Here is an 18,745-nt window from a genome sequence, read left to right on the forward strand (position 1 = left end):
ATGATCGAGGGCCTTCCCCCCAGCACGTCCCTGTCTTCCGGCAGCGCAGACCCCCTCTCACTGTGGTCGGCCTGCATGGACCGACTCTCCCAGGACATCCCTGAACAGCAGTTCAACACCTGGATCCGACCCCTTTCAGCCACCGTGGCACCCGACGCATCCAAGGTGGTGGTGTCGGTGGCCAACCGCTTCAAACTGGACTGGATCCGCACCCAGTACGCCGCCCGCATCACCGCCTTGCTGGAGGCCATCCAGGGTAGGCCAGTGACACTGGAGTTGGTACTTGCTCCGCGCGAAGGCCCCAGCAGAACCTCACCAGCGCCGCGCACCGCACAAGAGCTGGTACTGGCCGAACTGCCCGATCTGGCGCCCCCCGAAGTCATTGCGCCGAGCGGGCCGAAAACCCGCCTGAACCCGGCGCTGGCGTTTTCCACCCTCGTGGAGGGCTCGGCCAACCGCATGGCTCGCGCTGCGGCCATGCACGTGGCCGGCAGCCTGGGCCAGCTGTACAACCCGCTGTTCATCTACGGCGGCGTCGGCCTGGGCAAGACCCACCTTGTGCACGCCATCGGCAACCACCTGCTGGCCGACCGTCCACAGGCCAAGGTTCTCTACATCCACGCCGAGCAGTTTGTGTCGGATGTGGTCAAGGCTTACCAGCGCAAAACCTTCGACGAGTTCAAGGAGCGCTACCACTCACTGGACCTGCTGCTGATCGACGACGTGCAGTTCTTCGCCAACAAGGAGCGCACGCAGGAGGAGTTCTTCAACGCGTTCGAGGCCCTGCTGGCCAAGAAGAGCCACATCGTGCTGACCAGCGACACCTACCCCAAGGGCCTGGCAGACATCCACGAGCGCCTGGTCTCGCGCTTCGATTCGGGCCTGACGGTGGCCATCGAGCCGCCCGAGCTCGAGATGCGCGTGGCCATCCTGATCAACAAGGCGGCGGTGGAGAACGCGGTGATGCCGGAAGAGGTGGCGTTCTTCGTGGCGAAAAACGTGCGTTCCAACGTGCGCGAGCTCGAAGGTGCGCTGCGCAAGATCCTCGCCTATTCGCGCTTCAACCAGAAAGAGATCTCGATCGCGCTGGCGCGCGAGGCGCTGAAAGACCTGTTGTCGATCCAGAACCGGCAGATCAGCGTGGAGAACATCCAGAAGACCGTGGCCGACTTCTACAAGATCAAGGTTGCGGACATGTACAGCAAGAAGCGTCCGGCCAGCATCGCCCGCCCGCGCCAGATTGCGATGTTCATCGCCAAGGAGCTGACCCAGAAGAGCCTGCCCGAAATCGGCGAGCTGTTTGGGGGGCGCGACCACACGACGGTACTGCACGCGGTGCGCAAGATCGGGGCCGAACGCCAGCAGAACACCGAACTCAACCAGCAGCTGCACGTGCTGGAACAGACGCTCAAGGGATGAGGCCGTAAAAAGGCGAAAATAGCGAAGATTTGGCCTCGACAAACGCAGGGCCCGCCGGGGAGGCAACCCCCGGACCACAAGCAACCAGAGACGAAAGAGTCTGACATGATCGTTTTGAAATCGACCCAGGACAAGGTTCTGGCCGCGCTGCAATCGGTGGCCGGCATCGTGGAACGCCGCCACACCCTGCCCATCCTGGCCAACGTGTTGCTTCGCAAGACCGGCTCGCAGGTGCAGCTGACCACCAGCGACCTGGAGATCCAGATCCGCACCACCGCCGAGCTCGACGGCGACAGCGGCAACTTCGCCACCACGCTGGGCGCGCGCAAGCTCATCGACATCCTGCGCACCATGCCGGGCGACCAGAACGTGAGCCTGGAGTCCAGCGCCGGCAAGCTCATCCTCAAGGGTGGCAAGAGCCGGTTCACGCTGCAGAGCATGCCGCCCGAGGACTTTCCGCTGGTGCAGGAATCGGCCAGCTTCGGCCCGGCGTTTTCGGTGCCGCAAAAGACGCTCAAGAGCCTGCTGGGCCAGGTGTCCTTTTCCATGGCGGTGCACGACATCCGCTACTACTTGAACGGCATCCTGTTCGTGGCTGAAGGCAAGCAGCTCAGCCTGGTGGCCACCGATGGCCACCGCCTGGCCTTCGCCTCCGCCACGCTGGACGTGGAAGTGCCCAAACAAGAGGTGATCCTGCCGCGCAAGACGGTGCTGGAACTGCAGCGCCTGCTCTCCGACAAGGAAGGCGCGATCGAAATGCAGTTTGCCGCCAACCAGGCCAAGTTCAGCTTTGACGGCATGGAGTTCGTCACCAAGCTGGTCGAGGGCAAGTTCCCCGACTACAACCGCGTGATCCCGAAGAACCACAAGAACATCGTCACGCTCGGCCGCGTGCCGCTGCTGGCCTCGTTGCAGCGCACCGCCATCATGACGAGCGAGAAGTTCAAGGGTGTGCGCCTGAACATCGAGCCCGGCGCGCTGCGCGTGGCCTCGAGCAACGCCGAGCAGGAAGAAGCGGTCGACGAGCTCGACATCGACTACGGCGGCGACACGATCGAGATCGGCTTCAACGTCACTTACCTCATCGACGCGCTGCAGAACATGTCGCAGGAAATGGTTCGCATCGAACTGTCCGACGGCAACAGCTCGGCGCTGGTGACCAACCCCGACGACAACGCCTTCAAGTACGTTGTCATGCCGATGCGGATCTGATCCCCAGCGATCAACTCTCCCCCAAGCCCGACCCGCTGCCCAGCGGGTTTGGCCTTTCTAGCGATTGAGAAAAGCCCCCTATGTCCGAAGCCAACAAGCCCGCCGAATCTGTTAACACCGGTGCGGCCAACGCCGACAGCTCCAATTTCCAGCCCACCATCGACGCCCACCAGGTGGGTGCGAGCGAGGGGTATGGCGAAGGCTCGATCCAGATCCTGGAAGGCCTGGAGGCGGTGCGCAAGCGCCCGGGCATGTACATCGGCGACACGTCGGACGGAACCGGCCTGCACCACTTGGTGTTCGAGGTGGTCGACAACTCCATCGACGAAGCCCTGGCCGGTCACTGCGACGACATCGTCGTGACCATCCACAGCGACAACTCCATCAGCGTCACCGACAACGGCCGCGGCATCCCCACGGGCGTGAAGATGGACGACAAGCACGAGCCCAAGCGCTCGGCCTCCGAGATCGCGCTCACCGAGCTGCACGCGGGTGGCAAGTTCAACCAGAACAGCTACAAGGTCTCAGGCGGTCTGCACGGCGTGGGCGTGAGTTGCGTGAACGCGCTGAGCCAGTGGCTGCGCCTGACCGTGCGCCGTGAGGGCAAGGTGCACCAGATCGAGTTCGCGCGCGGCTTCGTGCAGAACCGCCTGCTGGAGAAGACCGCCGACGGCGTGGAGATCTCGCCCATGCGCGTGACCGGCGCCACCGAAAAGCGCGGCACCGAGGTGCACTTCCTGCCCGACTACGACATCTTCCGCGAGAACGCCGACTTCCATTACGAGATCCTGTCCAAGCGCCTGCGCGAACTCTCGTTCCTGAACAACGGCGTGCGTATTCGTCTGAAGGACGAGCGCAGCGGCAAGGAAGACGACTTCTCTGGCGCCGGTGGCGTCAAGGGCTTCGTCGACTTCATCAACAAGGGCAAGACAGTTCTGCACCCCAACGTGTTCCACGCGCTCGGCGACCGCGCGAGCGACCAGGGCACCAACATCGGCGTGGAAGTGGCGATGCAGTGGAACAGCGGCTACAACGAGCAGGTGCTGTGTTTCACCAACAACATCCCGCAGCGCGACGGTGGCACCCACCTGACCGGCCTGCGCGCGGCCATGACGCGGGTGATCAACAAGTACATCGACGACAACGACTTCGCCAAAAAGGCCAAGGTCGAGGTCACCGGTGACGACATGCGCGAAGGCCTGTGCTGCGTGTTGTCGGTCAAGGTGCCCGAGCCCAAGTTCAGCAGCCAGACCAAGGACAAGCTGGTCTCCAGCGAAGTGCGCGGCCCGGTCGAAGACATCGTCAGCCGCCTGCTCGCCGATTATTTGCAGGAACGCCCGAACGACGCCAAGATCATCTGCGGCAAGATCGTGGACGCCGCCCGCGCCCGCGAAGCCGCGCGCAAGGCGCGCGAGATGACGCGCCGCAAAGGCGTGCTCGACGGCATGGGCCTGCCCGGCAAACTGGCTGACTGCCAGGAAAAAGACCCGGCGCTGTGCGAGATCTACATCGTGGAGGGCGACTCCGCCGGTGGCTCGGCCAAACAGGGCCGCGACCGCAAGTTCCAGGCAATCCTGCCGCTGCGCGGCAAGATCCTGAACGTGGAGAAAGCGCGCTACGAAAAGCTGCTCACCTCCAACGAAATCCTCACGCTTATCACCGCGCTGGGCACGGGCATCGGCAAGGCGGGTGGTGAAAGCGCCAACGGCGACGGCAAGGACGACTTCAACGTCGCCAAGCTGCGCTACCACCGCATCATCATCATGACCGACGCCGACGTGGACGGCGCCCACATCCGCACCCTGCTGCTGACCTTCTTCTACCGCCAGATGCCCGAGCTGGTCGAGCGCGGCCACATCTACATTGCGCAGCCTCCGCTCTACAAGGTGAAGGCCGGCAAGGAAGAGCTCTACCTCAAGGACGCTGCGGCACTCGACGGTTTCCTGCTGCGCATTGCACTGAAAGACGCCAGCGTCTTCACCGGCGGCGCCACGCAGACCACCCTCACCGGCGACACCCTGGGCGAGCTCGCGCGCAAGCACCAGATCGCCGAGAGCGTGATCGCGCGCCTGTCCAATTTCATGGACGCCGAGGCGCTGCGATCGATTGCCGACGGCGTCTCGCTCAACCTGGACTCGGTGGAGCAAGCCGAGGTCAGCGCCATCGCCCTGCAGGCCAAGCTGCGCGAACTCACCACCACCGGCGTGCCCGCTGAAGTGGCGGCCGAATTTGATGTGCGGACCGACAAGCCCATCCTGCGCATCAGCCGGCGCCACCACGGCAACATCAAGAGCAGCGTGCTCACGCAGGACTTCGTGCACGGCGCCGACTACGCCGCGCTGGCCACCGCGGCCGAAACCTTCCGCGGCCTGCTCGGCGAAGGCGCCAAGGTCATGCGCGGTGAAGGCGAAAAACAAAAGGAAGAAAAAGTGGCCGACTTCCGCGTGGCCATGCGCTGGCTCATCAGCGAAGCCGAGCGCACCACGGCGCGCCAGCGCTACAAAGGCCTGGGCGAGATGAACCCAGCCCAGCTTTGGGAAACCACCATGGACCCCACCGTGCGGCGCCTGCTGCGCGTGCAGATCGACGATGCAATCGAAGCCGACCGCGTATTCACGATGCTCATGGGGGATGAGGTGGAACCCCGTCGCGATTTCATCGAGACCAACGCACTGCGGGCGGGAAACATCGACGTTTGATGTTGTAGGTTCTCAGAAGTCTTTGAAAATTTCTCAGTACTTTGAAATTCCAAAGGGCGCCACATTAGTGGAGCTTGCGACAAAGTACCGCGACTGAACTTCGCTACTTCTTACGACTGGCCTGTTTCGGGCCTGAGATTCGTCTACTGGCGTGTGTAGGGTCGGGGCAGCGTGCAGGTCTCTGGGCGGTGCTACTTCTGCATTGCGTCCAAAAGTGCCTTGGCAGCGGTTGCAGTGGATTGCTCTTCCGCCTTGTGACTGGCAGCAAGTAGCTTCGTGACCAGCGAAGACTTGTCTACCTTAGCTGGAAGCTGAAACTGACCGACAAGTTCGATCCATCTGTTGCGCGGCTTGCCGTACCAGCTCAGCTTCTGCAGCACAAGCTCGTCGCCAGGCAAACACTCATTGAGGTAGTACTCCCACTGGTTCTTCGTCAGCCGTTTGAGCAGTTCATCTGCAGTGTGGATCGCGGCGTGCGAGATGCCATAGCTGTTGCCAAGTTTGACCGCAAGTATTGCCGACATGCAGATCGGGAAAGCAGGCCAGGGAATCGTGGAACCCAATCGAGAAAGCGCCTGTATCGCTGAAGGCTCGTTGTAGAAATTGTTCATCGCGGTATGCACGCTGATGACATTCGATGCGGCTGCCGCAAAGCTCTGAGACCGAAGTGACTCAGGAACGAAGTCAAACCCTTGGACTGCGGAAAGCGCCTTCTTGAGTGCCAGTACGACAGCACTCATGCCTGCACTAACTGCCTCCGCGTACGCTTGCCCAACAGCGTATTTCTCTGAATCGCGCAGGCTTTTCCAAATAGCTGGGACGATTACTACGATGTTGCCGAGGGTATGCTCGAATTGAGCACCCGTTTTGGTCTTCGCCCCGGAAATGAGAATGCTGAGAGTCGTTTTCTTGAAGAAGTACGGTGCGACCTGCAAAGTGACCAGCTCGGGATCAGTCTCTTTGAAAGTCCGGCTCTCTAGCTCTGACCTGAAGGTGACGAACTCAGCAGGCGCGACATTGCCCTCACGGCCAAGTACTGAGTTGACGCACGTTCTGAGAAAGGACAGAGCCTCCTCCCGCGCCATTTCTTCGCTCTCAGCATCGTCGGTATTGAGACTGTCGAAGTGCGCGAGCAACTCCAGGTGCTGGGTCAGCCTCTTCGCATCGGTTGAGTTAATGACGCCAAGTTCGCGGGCAAGAGTGATCGCCTCATAGTCGGAAATACTGACTGTTGGCACCGAGTCCTCATTGATGTCGGCTCGCCCAAGCATTTCCCCAACAAAAGTCATGCCCATTGATGCTAGGGCACGCTTAAGTTGAGACAAGGCTTTGTTCAATACAAATCCGGCCATCATCTCGAAGGACTCGGATTCGAATGCTGCAACGATCTGTTTCTGATCCCTTGTGCTCAAATTCTTGGCAACACCAGCAATCATTACGGCGTTGTCGGCCGATTTGGGAACGATTGTTCCCTGCGGTTCTTTCCAAACTACGATCGTGTTCATTTTGCTTGCTCCACCTCTGCTTGGAGGAAATCGGTTCTGCCATCCTGAGATCGAAAGAAGGCGGCGGAAAGTGACTTGCCAACCATTGCTTTCATCGATCCAAAAGCCCTGCTCCTCGCGCCACCCGTGACAGGTGCGCCAGTGTTGTCGCTCTTGATGAATGCACGGTAGCCAAGGACGTAACCTGCGTCGTTGAAAACGGTGATTCCATCGCTATCGATAAAGCCCGATACCAGTTCTGAGGCTGCCTGCAGGCGACTGACTGAGGATGCAGTCTTACCCTCATCAACATGTCGCTGAAAGCGGTCGTACAGATAGAAGGGTGGCTCAAGGCGAACAAGATCCGAGATCTCCTCGGGGAGCCCACCCCCGACCGAAGGAACGACGGCGATTAATGTTCCGTGACAGTCCTTTATGGCTATCGAAAGAACGCGATCAATGTAGCCAGCGAATAGATCACTATGTCTTCCGCTTTTAGAGGAGATTGCCTCTGCAAGCTGGCGCACGTGTTGGTGGACCTTGATCTCTTCAGTGTCGCGGTCGTTATTAAATCGGAACTCAATACCATCACCGGCGTTCGATCTGACCTCCACCTTGTTCGTCGCACTTTGCGATATTCGAATCACGGGAAACGACTCGTCGTACGCGTCAAGAACCACCTCATCGATTGTCAGTGACGACGGATCGCTGGTTCCGCAGAAGACGCCGTAATTGCATCTCTGACCATCCGTTGAGCGTTCGACAAAAATGCGCCATTGACCAAAGCACAGCGGCGCTGCATCCTTCAGAATCTTGGCGCCAGCCAACTCGAGCGGTACGTCCGCAGACAACGGAATGTGCTCACCTACACCGGCTAGCTGGACCAAGTGCGAAACGGAACTGCAGATGAATACGGAAGGGGACATTGGTACGCCCTCCTCGGTATAGGCTGCAAGCTGGGAGACCATTCCAGCGATCAACTCTGAGGTTCTTGCGCAGTTCCAACCAACCTTTCGAATCAAGTCAAGAGAGTTTGACTCCAGGTTACTTCTGAACGAAATGCTCTTCTCTGTTGCCATAGATTCAAATCCTCTTATCCTTGCGTGCAGGCATCAGTAGTACTGTCGAATGTACAGATACGCTTTCTCGAACAGCTCCTCATCCGCGTGCAGCTTGTATTTGAAGAGGGCCTTGCGCAGTGCCTTCTTGACCTCACGCTCGCCGGCCTGTGTTCCTTGCCAGCCCGGGAAGCGGACCAGGCGCACGATCTCGTCGATGTCCGCAACCACGCGTTCGACGATGATGGGCGTCTCGGCCGTCTTCACCTCATTGAACAGATCGGTCAGTGCCGCCTTGCCGCGATCCTCATCCTCTTCAGGCGGGACCTCCTTTTCAGCTTGCAGCGTCTCCTTTGCGATTTCCAGCAACTGCTTCAGAAACTCGACGCTGTTGATCTGACCGGACTCGAAGCGTTCCTTCAGCGCATCGAGCCGTTCCGACAGCTTCTTGAACTTGGGGTTGCCGCCGTGCCCGCGCAGCCGGCGCTTTAACTTGATCTCGATCTCCTTGGCCTTCTTCGGGTCGGGGTTCGAGAGCACGGCCTCCAGCAGGTCGGCGTCTAGCACCAGGGTGTCGAGATCGTCCCGCACCGCGTCGACATGCACGTTCTGATGAATCAGCTCGATCGTCTTCGCGCCCAGCGAATGCCAGATCAGCTTGCCGTGGCCACTGGACGGCTGCACCGACTGGTACACCTGAGACAGCCACTTGTAGTCCTTTTCGAAGGGGCCCAGAACGGTGTCCGGTGACAGCGCCTCCCAGATCTTGTTGAGCACGCTGTACTCGGCGGCGAAATTGTCTCGCACCTCGTTGTTCGGCAGGCACTGCTGCGCGGCGATCAGGCCCTCATAGCCCTGCAAGCTGCGGTCGCAGCCGGCAAAGAACGCCAGGCATTTCTGCACCGCCTCGGGCAGCTTGTCCTTCAGCTCCTGGATGTTGCTGACGACCTGCTTGACGCTCTGGTCGTCGAACTCCAGCGCCGCCGCCACATCGTCGAAGATGCCGAGGTAGTCCACGATCAAGCCGTGGGTCTTCTGCTCGGAGTAGGTGCGGTTCACACGGCAGATGGCCTGCAAGAGCGTGTGGTCCCGCAAGGGCTTGTCCAGGTACATCGCCTGAAGGATGGGCGCGTCGAAGCCCGTCAGCAGCTTGGCCGTGACGATGATCAGCTTCAGCGGATCCGCCGGGTCGCGGAAGCGATCCAGCAGCCGTTCCTCTTCGTCCCGGGTGCGGTCGTACTTCGCGTACTCAGCGCGGTCCTTCTTGTCGGATGCCTGCACCGAAATCACTATGTCCGTGGCCTCGGGCGGCAGCAGCTTGTCCAGCTCCGCCTTGAACAGCAGGCAGGACTCTCGGTCGAAGGTGACGATCTGGCCCTTGAACCCATTGGGCTCCACCTTGGTCTGGAAGTGCTCGACGATGTCCTCGCAGACCTTGCGGATGCGTTCGGGCGTCTTGACCAGCACAGCCATCTTGGCCGCGGTCTTGGCGAGGTTGTCTTTGTCCAGATCCGACAGGCCGCCTGTCAGGTCCTTGTAGGCGGCGTCCAGCGCGGCCTTGTCGATGTGCAAGTCGATCAGCCGGGGCTCGAAATGCAGCTTGAGCGTGGCACCGTCACGGATCGACTCCTCGAAGCCGTAGCGGCTCATGTAGCCCTTCTCGTCTTCGTCGGCACCGAAGGCGTAGAAGGTGTTGCGGTCGGCGCGGTTGATCGGTGTACCCGTCAGGCCGAACAGAAACGCGTTGGGCAGGGCCTCACGCATCTTGCGGCCCAGGTCGCCTTCTTGCGTGCGGTGGGCTTCGTCCACCAGCGCGATGATGTTGCTGCGCGTGTTCAGGGCCCCGCTGGCCTCGCCGAACTTGAAGATCGTCGTGATGACGATCTTGCGCACGTCCTGCGCCAACAACTGTTGCAGCTTCTCCCGGCTGTCGGCCTTCTCGAGGTTGGGGATGTCCGCCCCGGTGAAGGTGCCGGTAATCTGGCTGTCGAGATCGATCCGGTCCACAACGATCAGCACGGTGGGATTCTTCAATCCTGAGTGCATGCGCAGCTTCTGCGCGGCAAACACCATCAGAAGTGACTTGCCCGAACCCTGGAAGTGCCAGATCAGCCCTTTCCTGGGGTAACCCGCCAGCACGCGCTCGACGATCTTGTTGGCCGCTTCAAACTGCTGGTAGCGACAAATGATCTTGATGCGCTGCTTTTTCTTGTTGGTGGCGAACAGGGTGAAGCTGCCGAGGATGTCCAGCACCACATGCGGGCGCAACATGCTCTCAGCGGACAGCTTGAGCGACTTCAGCGGGTGGTGCTGACCATCCTCCCCATTGCCATCCAGATGCCACGGCCCCCAATCCTTGACCGCCAGGCCGATGGACCCGTAGTGGTAAGCCTTGCCTTCGGTGGCCACCGAGAACACGTTGCAGACGAACAGCTCCGGTACGAACTTCTCGTAGTCGTCGTGCACCTGTACAGCACCGTCAACCCAACTGATGCACTTCTTGACTAGCGTCTTGGCCTCGATCAGCACCAGCGGCAATCCGTTGACCAACAACACCAGATCGGCTCGGCGCTCTGTAGGCCCTGCGCGGTAGATGAACTGCTGGGTGACGATGTACTGGTTCTGCGCCAGATCATCCAGGTCGATCAGCCGAACGGGCACGTGCTCGTTGTTGGGGCCGAAGGGCATCGAGCGCTCGCCACGCATCCACGCAGTCATTTCCTCGTTGGCTCGGATCAGACCATCCGAGCGCACCGACAGCACGATGGCGCGCAGCTTGTAGAGCGCTTCATCGGCGCGGTCGGGCTGAGCGGCAATCTCCGGGTTCAGCCGAATCAGCGCATCGCGCAGCCACGGCTCGACCAGCACTTCCTGAATCTGGCGCGGCACCTCAGACGGAGCAGCGTAGCGCCAGCCGATGCCTTTGGGGCTGGGACCGTAGCTGGCTTGAGGTTCCTGGACGGTGCTGGCCGGGACGGCCTTAATGGGGCCGGCGAGCAGGTCACGCACGTAGGCTTCGACGGTATTTGATTCGTTGAAAGAGCTCACTCTGCTTCCCCCGCAATTTCTGCCAGCAACTGCTTCTTGATCTCCTCTGCGTAAGAGTGGCGCACCATCGCTGCTCTTTCCGCGGACTTCGCGCACGCAATCTCCTCCAGCAGCTGCTTCTGTACCTCCAAGGGAGGCAAAGGTAGACGAACACGGAGTAAGTTACTGGCGTTCACGTTCGCCTGGCTTACCGCTTTCGTCGCGTATGCAAGAACTTGTCGACGCCCGAAATCAGAGTTCAGGTAAAGCGTGAGGAACTTCGGCTCCAGCTTTTCAGGGGACGTCTTGATCCGCACAAGGTACGAAGCAAAGACGTGATCGCCCTCGAGCTCGTACACCCCTGTTCGGCCAACCAATTCATAGCTGTTAGTCCGGTTGAAAAGCACATCGCCGTCGACCAGCCGATAGGTTTCGAAGTCTTTCTCGCTGAGGTCTACATACTTGATGTCATTTTCGACGCAGAGCCCATCTTCGATATTCATCATTCGCAGCATCGGATACTGACCGTCCGATCCGGCGTTGATTGAAAGGCCGTACTGGGTCCCCTGAACGACTGAGCCAAGGTCGACAACTGGCCACTCTCGGCTCATTACGTCAGCAAGTAATGCACGAACAAGCTGGTCGGCAAATCCGCCAAACTCCTGATGCGACTCACTGGTTCGCTCGACTGCTCGAAGCAGGCTAACAAGCCTTAATTGTTCATCAATCGGCGGTAGCAGGAACTCCTGAACCGCCATTGTTTTCCAGTTGATCGTGGGCGACAGTGAGCCAACCGATATTTCCACAGCTCTTTGCATAAACAGATCACTCTGCATAAAGAACGGTAGAAATTCTGGAAGCACGACTTCAGGCTTGGCGCGCAGCACCATCGCATGGGCCGAGCAAATGCCATCAAACTCGGCAACACCGAGTTTGCGTTGGTAAGCCCGACGGCGCCCAAAAATGATGTCTCCTTTCTTGAACATCAGCTTGGTGGCTTCCACGTCGTCCGGCGTACCCCAGCGGCGGATCTTCAGCGAATCGGTATCCAGGTGTTCGAGACCAACGTAGTGCTCCATGCCCGACTCTGACGGGTTGTCGATACGGACATTGACGTTCGTCGCCATCTGATCGAAGCGCCAGACATTCCGGCCTGGCTTCAAATTCTTGTTATCAGCCACGCTCGATGTCCTCCTTAATCAGTTCATCCAGCGTTTCCACCAGCGCGTCCATCTGTTGCCAGAACGCGCGGCCATCGGTTTGCCATTGGTCCCAGGTAGAGCGCAGCGATACCGCGTCGCCATTGCTGTCGGTGGCGATGGCGGCGGCAATGCGCTTCACGTACAGCGGGATCGAGAGGTTGCCCACATTAGCGCCGATTTCGTCCAGAGTGGCGACCTTGGCGAAACCAGGCGCATCCGCAAAGGTCTTGTAGGCGGTCAGGATGCGCTGTTGATGCTCGGGCTTCAGAAAGCTCTGCGCCCGTTCCCGGGTGACCTCGTTCACCGCGTCGATGAAGATCACCTTGCCCTTGCGAGCGGCGGCCTTCTTGCGGTTGCAGATAACGATGCACGACTCCATCGGGGAGTTGTAGAACAGGTTGGGCCCCAGACCGATGACGGCCTCCACCCAGTCCTGCTCAACCATCTTGGCGCGCATGGCCTGCTCTTCATTACGGAACAGCACACCGTGGGGCCAGAGCACGGCACTACGCCCCTTGGCGGTGAGGCTGGTCAGGATGTGCTGCTGGAAGGCGTAGTCGGCACGGCCCTGCGGCGGCGTACCCAGCGAGTTGCGGCCCCACTTGTCACTGCTCCAGGCGTCGCGGTTCCACTGCTTGATGGAGTACGGCGGGTTGGCCAGGATCACGTCGAACTGGCCCAGGCGGTCGCCTTCGATGTGCTTGGGTTCGGCCAGGGTGTCACCCCGGATGATTTCGAAGTCCTCCACCCCGTGCAGAAACAGGTTCATGCGAGCGATGGATGAGGTAATGAGGTTGCGCTCCTGCCCGTAGAGCTTGAGCGTGCGGTACTCGCCGCCGGAACGCTTCACCTCGTCCAGCGCCGAGATCAGCATGCCGCCGGTGCCGCAGGTGGGGTCGTAGATGGACTCGCCGGCCTTCGGGGCCAGCAGTTGCGTCATCAGGTGGACGACCGTGCGGTTGGTGTAGAACTCAGCGGCCGTGTGGCCGGAGTCGTCGGCGAACTTCTTGATCAAGTATTCATAGGCATTACCGAGCTCATCCTCTGGCACGTTGACCACCGACAGCGTCTGGGTCGAGAAGTGCTCGATCAGGTTCTTCAGCGTTTCGTCTGGCAAACGCTCGCGGTTAGTCCAAGGCGCATCGCCAAATATGCCGTCGAGCAGATCCGGGTTTGCCGTCTCGATCGCGCGCATGGCCTTTTGGATGGCGGCGCCGACGTTCTTGGGTGCCTGGCGCACATCGTTCCAGTGCGCGCCTTGGGGGATCTGGAATCGGTGGTTCTCGGCGAACTGGGCATAGGAGAGGTCGTCGTTGGAGTTGGCCAGCGCCGCCTGGTATTCCTCTTCCCACACATCCGACACGCGCTTGTAGAACAGCAGCGGGAAGATGAACTGCTTGTAATCGCCCGCGTCGATGAGGCCGCGCAGCAGCACGGCGGCACCCCATAGGTAGCTTTCGAGTTCTTGTTGGCTGATGCGGCTCATCTATGCAGTCTTCCTTGGCGTTCTTCTCACGATCCGCTTGTAGAGGGATGTCTTGTGTTGCTTGGCAAGGGCCTCCAATAGAGTCGATGCAGCCAGCCAGTCTTCGACTCGTGGCCTCGCGAAGTCCGCCGAGACCGAAACTTGGGCACCATGAACGATTTGTCCCCTCAAACGAACCGCGCCATCTTGTTTGTTGGCCAACCGAGACCAATGGGGTATCGCTTGAGCTAGTGACTGCCTCAGCCAGACCGCGACTTCCTGCTTCCATGCGTCCGCGTAGTTGGCATAACCACCATGGAACCCTGCAAAGACCACCTCGCGAATATGTTTGGTTGGGCTTGATCCCAAAGCCAAGATTGCGCGACGGACGGACCATTCAAAGTCGATGGCGGCGAGGATCACGGCAATCGTGGCGCTCTCGTCAGTCAGGAACGAGCGGATACGATCGTGGCGCTGTGTTTGGCTGTCCGATACAAAGAACATGACTACACCCACCCCCCTTGTGTCATGACCTGAGCGAGGCGCTCTTCTGCCTCACGACAGCGGGTCAGCGCTTCCTTGAACGCCGCAATGGCGTCGGGCAGCGGTGGGATGTCTTCCTGTAGCGGTGGCATCACGTAGCGCGAAATATTCAACGTCCAGTCCTCGGCCTTGATCTCGTCGAGGCTGACCACCCGGGCCGCGTCCTGCACGTCGGCAAAGCCGCGATACCAGCCGAGCATCTTGGCGGCGTGCTCGGGCTCCAGATAGTTCTGCGCGCGCCCCCGGCGGAACAGGCGCGACGCATCGGCGATCAGCACCTTCTTCTTGTGCTTGACCGGCTTGCGCTTGCGCAGGACCAGGATGCACGCTGCCAGGCCGGTGCCGTAGAACAGGTTGGGTGCCAGCCCGATCACGGCTTCGACCAGATCCATCTCCAGCAGTTTCTGCCGGATGCCGCCTTCCACACCCTTGCGGAAAAGGGCTCCCTGGGGCAGCACGACGGCCATTCGCCCACTGACGTCCGCCATGGACTTGACCATGTGCTGCACCCAGGCGAAGTCTCCGCTGGAAGAGGGTGGCAGGCCGGCAAAGTTGCGGCCGAAGGGATCGTTCAGCCACAGGTCCTCGCCCCACTTTTCCAGTGAGAACGGGGGATTGGCGATCACGCAGTCGAACGTGGCTAGACGGTCGACTTCGAAGAAGGCTGGGTTGCGCAGCGTGTCGCCGCGCACCACCTGGAAGTCCTCGATGCCGTGGAGGAACAGGTTCATCCGCGCGATAGATGAAGTAGTGAGGTTCTTCTCCTGTCCATACAGTTTGCCCCAGAGCCGCTTCACATCGCCATGCTGCTCCTTCACGTGCTGTACGGCGGCCAGCAACATGCCGCCAGTGCCGCAGGCCGGGTCATAGATGGTCTCGGCTTCCTTGGGATCGAGCATGTCGATCATCAGCCGCACGACGCTGCGAGGGGTGTAGAACTCGCCGGCCTTCTTATTGGTGGCGTCGGCGAACTTCTTGATCAGGTATTCGTAGGCGTCGCCCAGCAAGTCTGAGTCGACGTTATGGTTGTCGAGGGGCAATGCTGAAAAATGCTCGATCAAGTCCTTGAGCAGCGCGTCTGAAAGGCGCTCTTTGTTGGACCACTGCGCGTCGCCAAACACGCCATACAAAGAGTCAGGGTTTGCCTTTTCGATCTCGCGCATGGCGCGCTGCAGCGCGGCGCCGACGTTGGTTGGCTTTGCTCGCACGTCCACCCAATGGCAGTCCTCCGGAATCTGGAAGCGGTGCGACTCAGGAAACCAGGCAAGCTGTTCGTCACCTGTGTCTTCGACGATTTCCTGGTACTCCTCGTCCCAGACGTCACAGACGCGCTTGAAAAACAGCAACGGGAAGATGAAGGTCTTGAAGTCGGCAGCGTCCACGGGGCCGCGCAAGATGTTGGCGGACTCCCAAAGATGGGATTCAAGGTTGGATAGGCTGACTACAGGGTTGGAACTCATTGCCGATTGCTGCACCTTCTAGGGAGCACAGTCGCCCCGCCCAGCGCAGGATGCCCAGTTCTCCCCAGAAGGCAGTCTATCGAAAAGGAAGTGCCTGGCAACGAGGGGCGAAGGTGCTCGATTCCGGGCCGGACCGCGCCATTGTTGGGGTTGCGTAGGCCGCAACCCAGCCCAAACGATCAAGGCCGGGTTTGCGAGTCGGCACTCGGAACAACGACGGGTAGGCAGCGGTCGTACCGCAGCCGCCGCGCTTGGATAGATGACTACTCGGCTGTCCGTGGCATCGCTTCTCTCGCATCAGGTGAATCCCGGTAAAGCCTCAGAAACCTGAACATCTTTGGCCATTCCTCACGTGGCTTGAAGACTATGGCGACTTCTTGGTTGTTAAGCGCGGATTCAGAAATGACCACGTGGTCAGCCACCTGTTTCGCATTTGCAAACTCTTTGGCGTTCACTTTGCAAACCGCCTTGAAGAACGGGCCGCTTAGCCATTCTTGAACCTCAGGCTCATTCTGAAATCTGAGGTATCCGGCAAGGGAAGCGTGCGCAACAGCGACCATCGCGAATCCCAGTGGAACGTCTTCTCGAATGAGGATGTACATCTTCATTAACTCTGCTCTCGCGATCACGGGATTGAGAAGGTCTCAAACGGGGCTTTGAAAAGGTGTCCACTGACCAAACTACTGTTGGAGCCGACCGATCTCTTCCAGCGCAAGCTCCAGAAAATGTTGCTCGCGCTCACCTTTGCTCATAGCGGCGACAGCAGGAGTGAAGAAATCCAGCAGGAAATCAACACCGGTGAACCCTCCCAGTGACTTGTGCCTAGTACGCAGGAAATCCCAGACGAAAATATCGGCAGTTTGGTGGAGCTTGAACAGCTCGCAGAGCTCCAAAAGCATCGGCTGATTCAGGCGCTTGTCCAGTTGGAACGCTGGGTATCCCTCTCCGTTCAGGCCAACTCTGGCGCTCACCAGAGGCACCTGTGGCCGACCTGATTGGTTCCCACCGGCCTGCAACCGCACTAAACGTTCCTTGAACTCTGCGAAGCTCAGTGGAACGTAGCAGGCCGGAGATGCTGCTTCATCGACTCCATGATTTACCGCGTGGGTCATAGGTCCACCGCCACTGAGTCGGAAGAGGCAAGGGCCGATCTGCCTGTTGGATGTTCGCCGCATGTTCGGCCCTCATGATCGTTCCTACAAATCGCCCCGGAGCTGACCGCGAGCGCGTCAGCACGCCTCGACGATGCGCGTTGGCGTTGTTGATTCAGTTCCGCCTCCCACCACCGAAGCTGTGGCAATGGTCCCGAGGATGAGTGTCGGATCATTGAATCGCGCGCGAGTAAGTTCGTTCATGCTCGTGGACTGGCAGTTTCAGAATTTGGCGCAAGCGTCGGACCGCCGACCAGCTTTGTGGGCCGCACCACCAGCTTGCCCAGAAGGTCAGCCCAAAGGTCAACCATGCAATGCCTAATGGGATCATTGCAGGCGTCGCACCCTGCGCTAACAACTGCTGGGCACCTCCGAAAGTCAACACTGCTAAGGCGATACCCGAGGGAATCAAGATCATCAGCAGAAGTGACTTTGTCACCCAGTGGTGGTCTGAGATCAGCAACTCGCCATCAGCAGGCCGACCCATTCGCCAGATCCGGATAGGCACCGAGAGCAGACCTCCATTTTTTTCACCGGGCAAGGGTGCTGCACCCCACCAAACCGTCAAACAGCTCAGGAGTGAGCGAAGTTCGTTTGTCGTTATTTGTCCCGTTGCCACCGTCTCGCGGAGTCGCCGGTACCACTGGGTATTGACGTCGACTCCGAACTCCACCACTGCGGAACATCGGGTCAAGAGCTGGATTACCTGTGCTTCTTCGCTTGGTTCGACACATTCCTGAAGTAGCGCTCGACACAGCGCGCGAAGCTTCCAGCAGTGCCATGGCCGGTTGATCCAAGTCGAGATGTTGAGCTTCAGGTCGCGAGCCACGGTGATTTGCCAGTAACTGCCTCGCATGGCATCTGCCAAGCAATCCAATCCGCCCTTAAAAGACTCCCCCCTGCGCCCGCCTTCAGGCATCGAACTCACGGCGATCGCCAACGCTGCGAGTAGCCGCGCGTCGTCGTTATTCGGGGACGCCACCGACGGCTCCGTGCAGGGCTTCCAACGCTGACCTGACCTCTTTTCGCAGTTCGGGAACAACCGAGGGCTCCACCGCAGCTCGAAGTCGAAGTTCACTGAACACGAACCAGGCCGCCTCAACAAGCCCTTCATCAGAGACGTGCAGTGAGGAAGACATGCATTCGTGTTTAACCCATGCCAGTGCCGAAGCAAACTGTCGACGTGCTTCCACCGTTCCCAGCGAAGGGATGCCAAACGCAACGTAACTGCCGTCGACCCCTGCGGCTTCGAGCATGCACAGCTGATCTGCCCGGGGCGAGTTCGTCCCGCTTTCGTAGGTCAACACCGACAGCTTTGTGACGTCCATACGGGCAGCGAATTTGGACTGACTTTCTCCGATGCTTTCTCGAACCGCTCGCAGACGGCGGCCAATCGCAACTCGAGCATCCGAGATTGAGCTTGCGTCAGAGGGCCGACTTTTTTTCATGGATCACCAGTGCAGGTTGGTATAAAAAACTATACCATTGAAACATGCTCTCGCATTCGCTCTACTTCGATCAAATTCCAGAGGACGCTCTGGAACAGGCTCGACGGCACTTCTTTGACAAGGGGGAAAGTGTCGCTGACTGGGCGCGCTCGCGCGGCTTCAGCGTCCAGTTGACCTATTCAGTACTGAACGGGCGACTACGAGCAAGAAGGGGCGAATCGCACCGAATCGCGGTCGCTTTGGGCTTGAAGCCCGGCGATGGACAGAGGCTAGCCGCTCATGGCCAGCCCACCCATGGAGATTTGCCCATGAAATAAAAAACGCCGATCAATCTTTCGACTGACCGGCGTTCCGCCGGGAGATACCCAACGGTTTGGCGACTTAAGTATCTCTCAGGGGCGTGTTCCGGTCAAGCCACCGTGTCCGAGCGTTTTTGCTCGGCAGGTCAATGCCTTTGGGAGATCACATGGATACGTCAACTGCGCAGGCTTCGGCCCGCGCGCCTTCCCCTTCATCGCTCACACGCTGCCTTTGCAGTATTGCTTCCTATCCGAGTGGATCCAAATCTCGGCCGGAA

15 protein-coding genes are annotated in these 18,745 nt (G+C 59.6%); 4 read left to right on the forward strand and 11 right to left on the reverse strand.

What is annotated here, in order from left to right; genetic code table 11:
* The first annotated feature begins 75 nt into the window (after positions 1-75).
* From dnaA to gyrB, 3 genes are all read left to right on the forward strand, one after another.
* A complete protein-coding gene (dnaA, locus tag F9Z44_RS00005) occupies positions 76-1,419 on the forward strand; it encodes a chromosomal replication initiator protein DnaA (RefSeq protein ID WP_442907230.1) in 1,344 nt (447 codons plus the stop codon).
* A 105-nt stretch (positions 1,420-1,524) separates the two neighbouring features.
* Positions 1,525-2,631, forward strand: coding sequence for a DNA polymerase III subunit beta (gene dnaN / locus F9Z44_RS00010; RefSeq protein WP_159602355.1), 1,107 nt, complete (start codon positions 1,525-1,527; stop codon positions 2,629-2,631).
* A gap of 80 nt (positions 2,632-2,711) precedes the next feature.
* The gene (gene gyrB, locus F9Z44_RS00015) at positions 2,712-5,330 is read left to right on the forward strand and encodes a DNA topoisomerase (ATP-hydrolyzing) subunit B (protein ID WP_201449991.1); all 2,619 of its coding nucleotides are present in this window, start codon (positions 2,712-2,714) and stop codon (positions 5,328-5,330) included.
* A 191-nt stretch (positions 5,331-5,521) separates the two neighbouring features.
* On the opposite strand, the gene F9Z44_RS00020 is transcribed toward gyrB, so the two are convergent.
* The 11 genes from F9Z44_RS00020 to F9Z44_RS00070 form a co-directional block, all read right to left on the reverse strand.
* On the reverse strand, positions 5,522-6,835 hold the full coding sequence (locus tag F9Z44_RS00020; protein ID WP_159602358.1) for a hypothetical protein: 1,314 nt from the start codon (positions 6,833-6,835) through the stop codon (positions 5,522-5,524).
* A complete protein-coding gene (locus tag F9Z44_RS00025) occupies positions 6,832-7,893 on the reverse strand; it encodes a hypothetical protein (RefSeq protein WP_159602361.1) in 1,062 nt (353 codons plus the stop codon). Before F9Z44_RS00025 ends, F9Z44_RS00020 begins: the two co-directional genes overlap by 4 nt.
* Positions 7,894-7,926: 33 nt before the next feature.
* Complete coding sequence (locus F9Z44_RS00030; protein ID WP_159602364.1) at positions 7,927-10,920, reverse strand: type I restriction endonuclease subunit R; 2,994 nt, start codon at positions 10,918-10,920, stop codon at positions 7,927-7,929.
* Positions 10,917-12,080 carry a restriction endonuclease subunit S gene (locus F9Z44_RS00035; RefSeq protein WP_159602367.1) on the reverse strand — a complete coding sequence of 388 codons (1,164 nt, stop codon included), beginning with the start codon at positions 12,078-12,080 and terminating at the stop codon, positions 10,917-10,919. The genes F9Z44_RS00030 and F9Z44_RS00035 overlap by 4 nt, the downstream gene beginning before the upstream one ends.
* The gene (locus tag F9Z44_RS00040; protein ID WP_159602370.1) at positions 12,073-13,587 is read right to left on the reverse strand and encodes a type I restriction-modification system subunit M; all 1,515 of its coding nucleotides are present in this window, start codon (positions 13,585-13,587) and stop codon (positions 12,073-12,075) included. The genes F9Z44_RS00035 and F9Z44_RS00040 overlap by 8 nt, the downstream gene beginning before the upstream one ends.
* Positions 13,588-14,070 carry a hypothetical protein gene (locus F9Z44_RS00045; RefSeq protein WP_159602373.1) on the reverse strand — a complete coding sequence of 161 codons (483 nt, stop codon included), beginning with the start codon at positions 14,068-14,070 and terminating at the stop codon, positions 13,588-13,590.
* 2 nt (positions 14,071-14,072) lie between these two features.
* On the reverse strand, positions 14,073-15,569 hold the full coding sequence (locus F9Z44_RS00050) for a type I restriction-modification system subunit M (RefSeq protein ID WP_159602376.1): 1,497 nt from the start codon (positions 15,567-15,569) through the stop codon (positions 14,073-14,075).
* 263 nt (positions 15,570-15,832) lie between these two features.
* Positions 15,833-16,177: a peptidyl-tRNA hydrolase gene (locus tag F9Z44_RS00055; RefSeq protein WP_159602379.1), complete on the reverse strand. Its 345-nt coding sequence runs from the start codon at positions 16,175-16,177 to the stop codon at positions 15,833-15,835.
* A 72-nt stretch (positions 16,178-16,249) separates the two neighbouring features.
* Positions 16,250-16,681 (reverse strand): hypothetical protein, encoded by a 432-nt coding sequence (locus F9Z44_RS00060; protein WP_159602382.1) that lies wholly within the window; start codon positions 16,679-16,681, stop codon positions 16,250-16,252.
* 211 nt (positions 16,682-16,892) lie between these two features.
* Entirely contained in the window at positions 16,893-17,588 is a 696-nt protein-coding gene (locus F9Z44_RS00065) for a hypothetical protein (protein ID WP_159602385.1), read from the reverse strand.
* Between the two features lie 97 nt (positions 17,589-17,685).
* Entirely contained in the window at positions 17,686-17,976 is a 291-nt protein-coding gene (locus tag F9Z44_RS00070) for a hypothetical protein (protein ID WP_159602388.1), read from the reverse strand.
* 236 nt (positions 17,977-18,212) lie between these two features.
* On the opposite strand from F9Z44_RS00070, the gene F9Z44_RS00075 reads away from it, so the two are divergent.
* Positions 18,213-18,485, forward strand: a complete 273-nt coding sequence (locus F9Z44_RS00075) for a DNA-binding protein (protein ID WP_159602391.1) — start codon at positions 18,213-18,215, stop codon at positions 18,483-18,485.
* The last annotated feature ends 260 nt before the right edge of the window (positions 18,486-18,745 follow it).

It is taken from the genome of Hydrogenophaga sp. PBL-H3 (genome assembly GCF_010104355.1).
In the GTDB taxonomy this organism is placed as follows: domain Bacteria; phylum Pseudomonadota; class Gammaproteobacteria; order Burkholderiales; family Burkholderiaceae_C; genus Hydrogenophaga.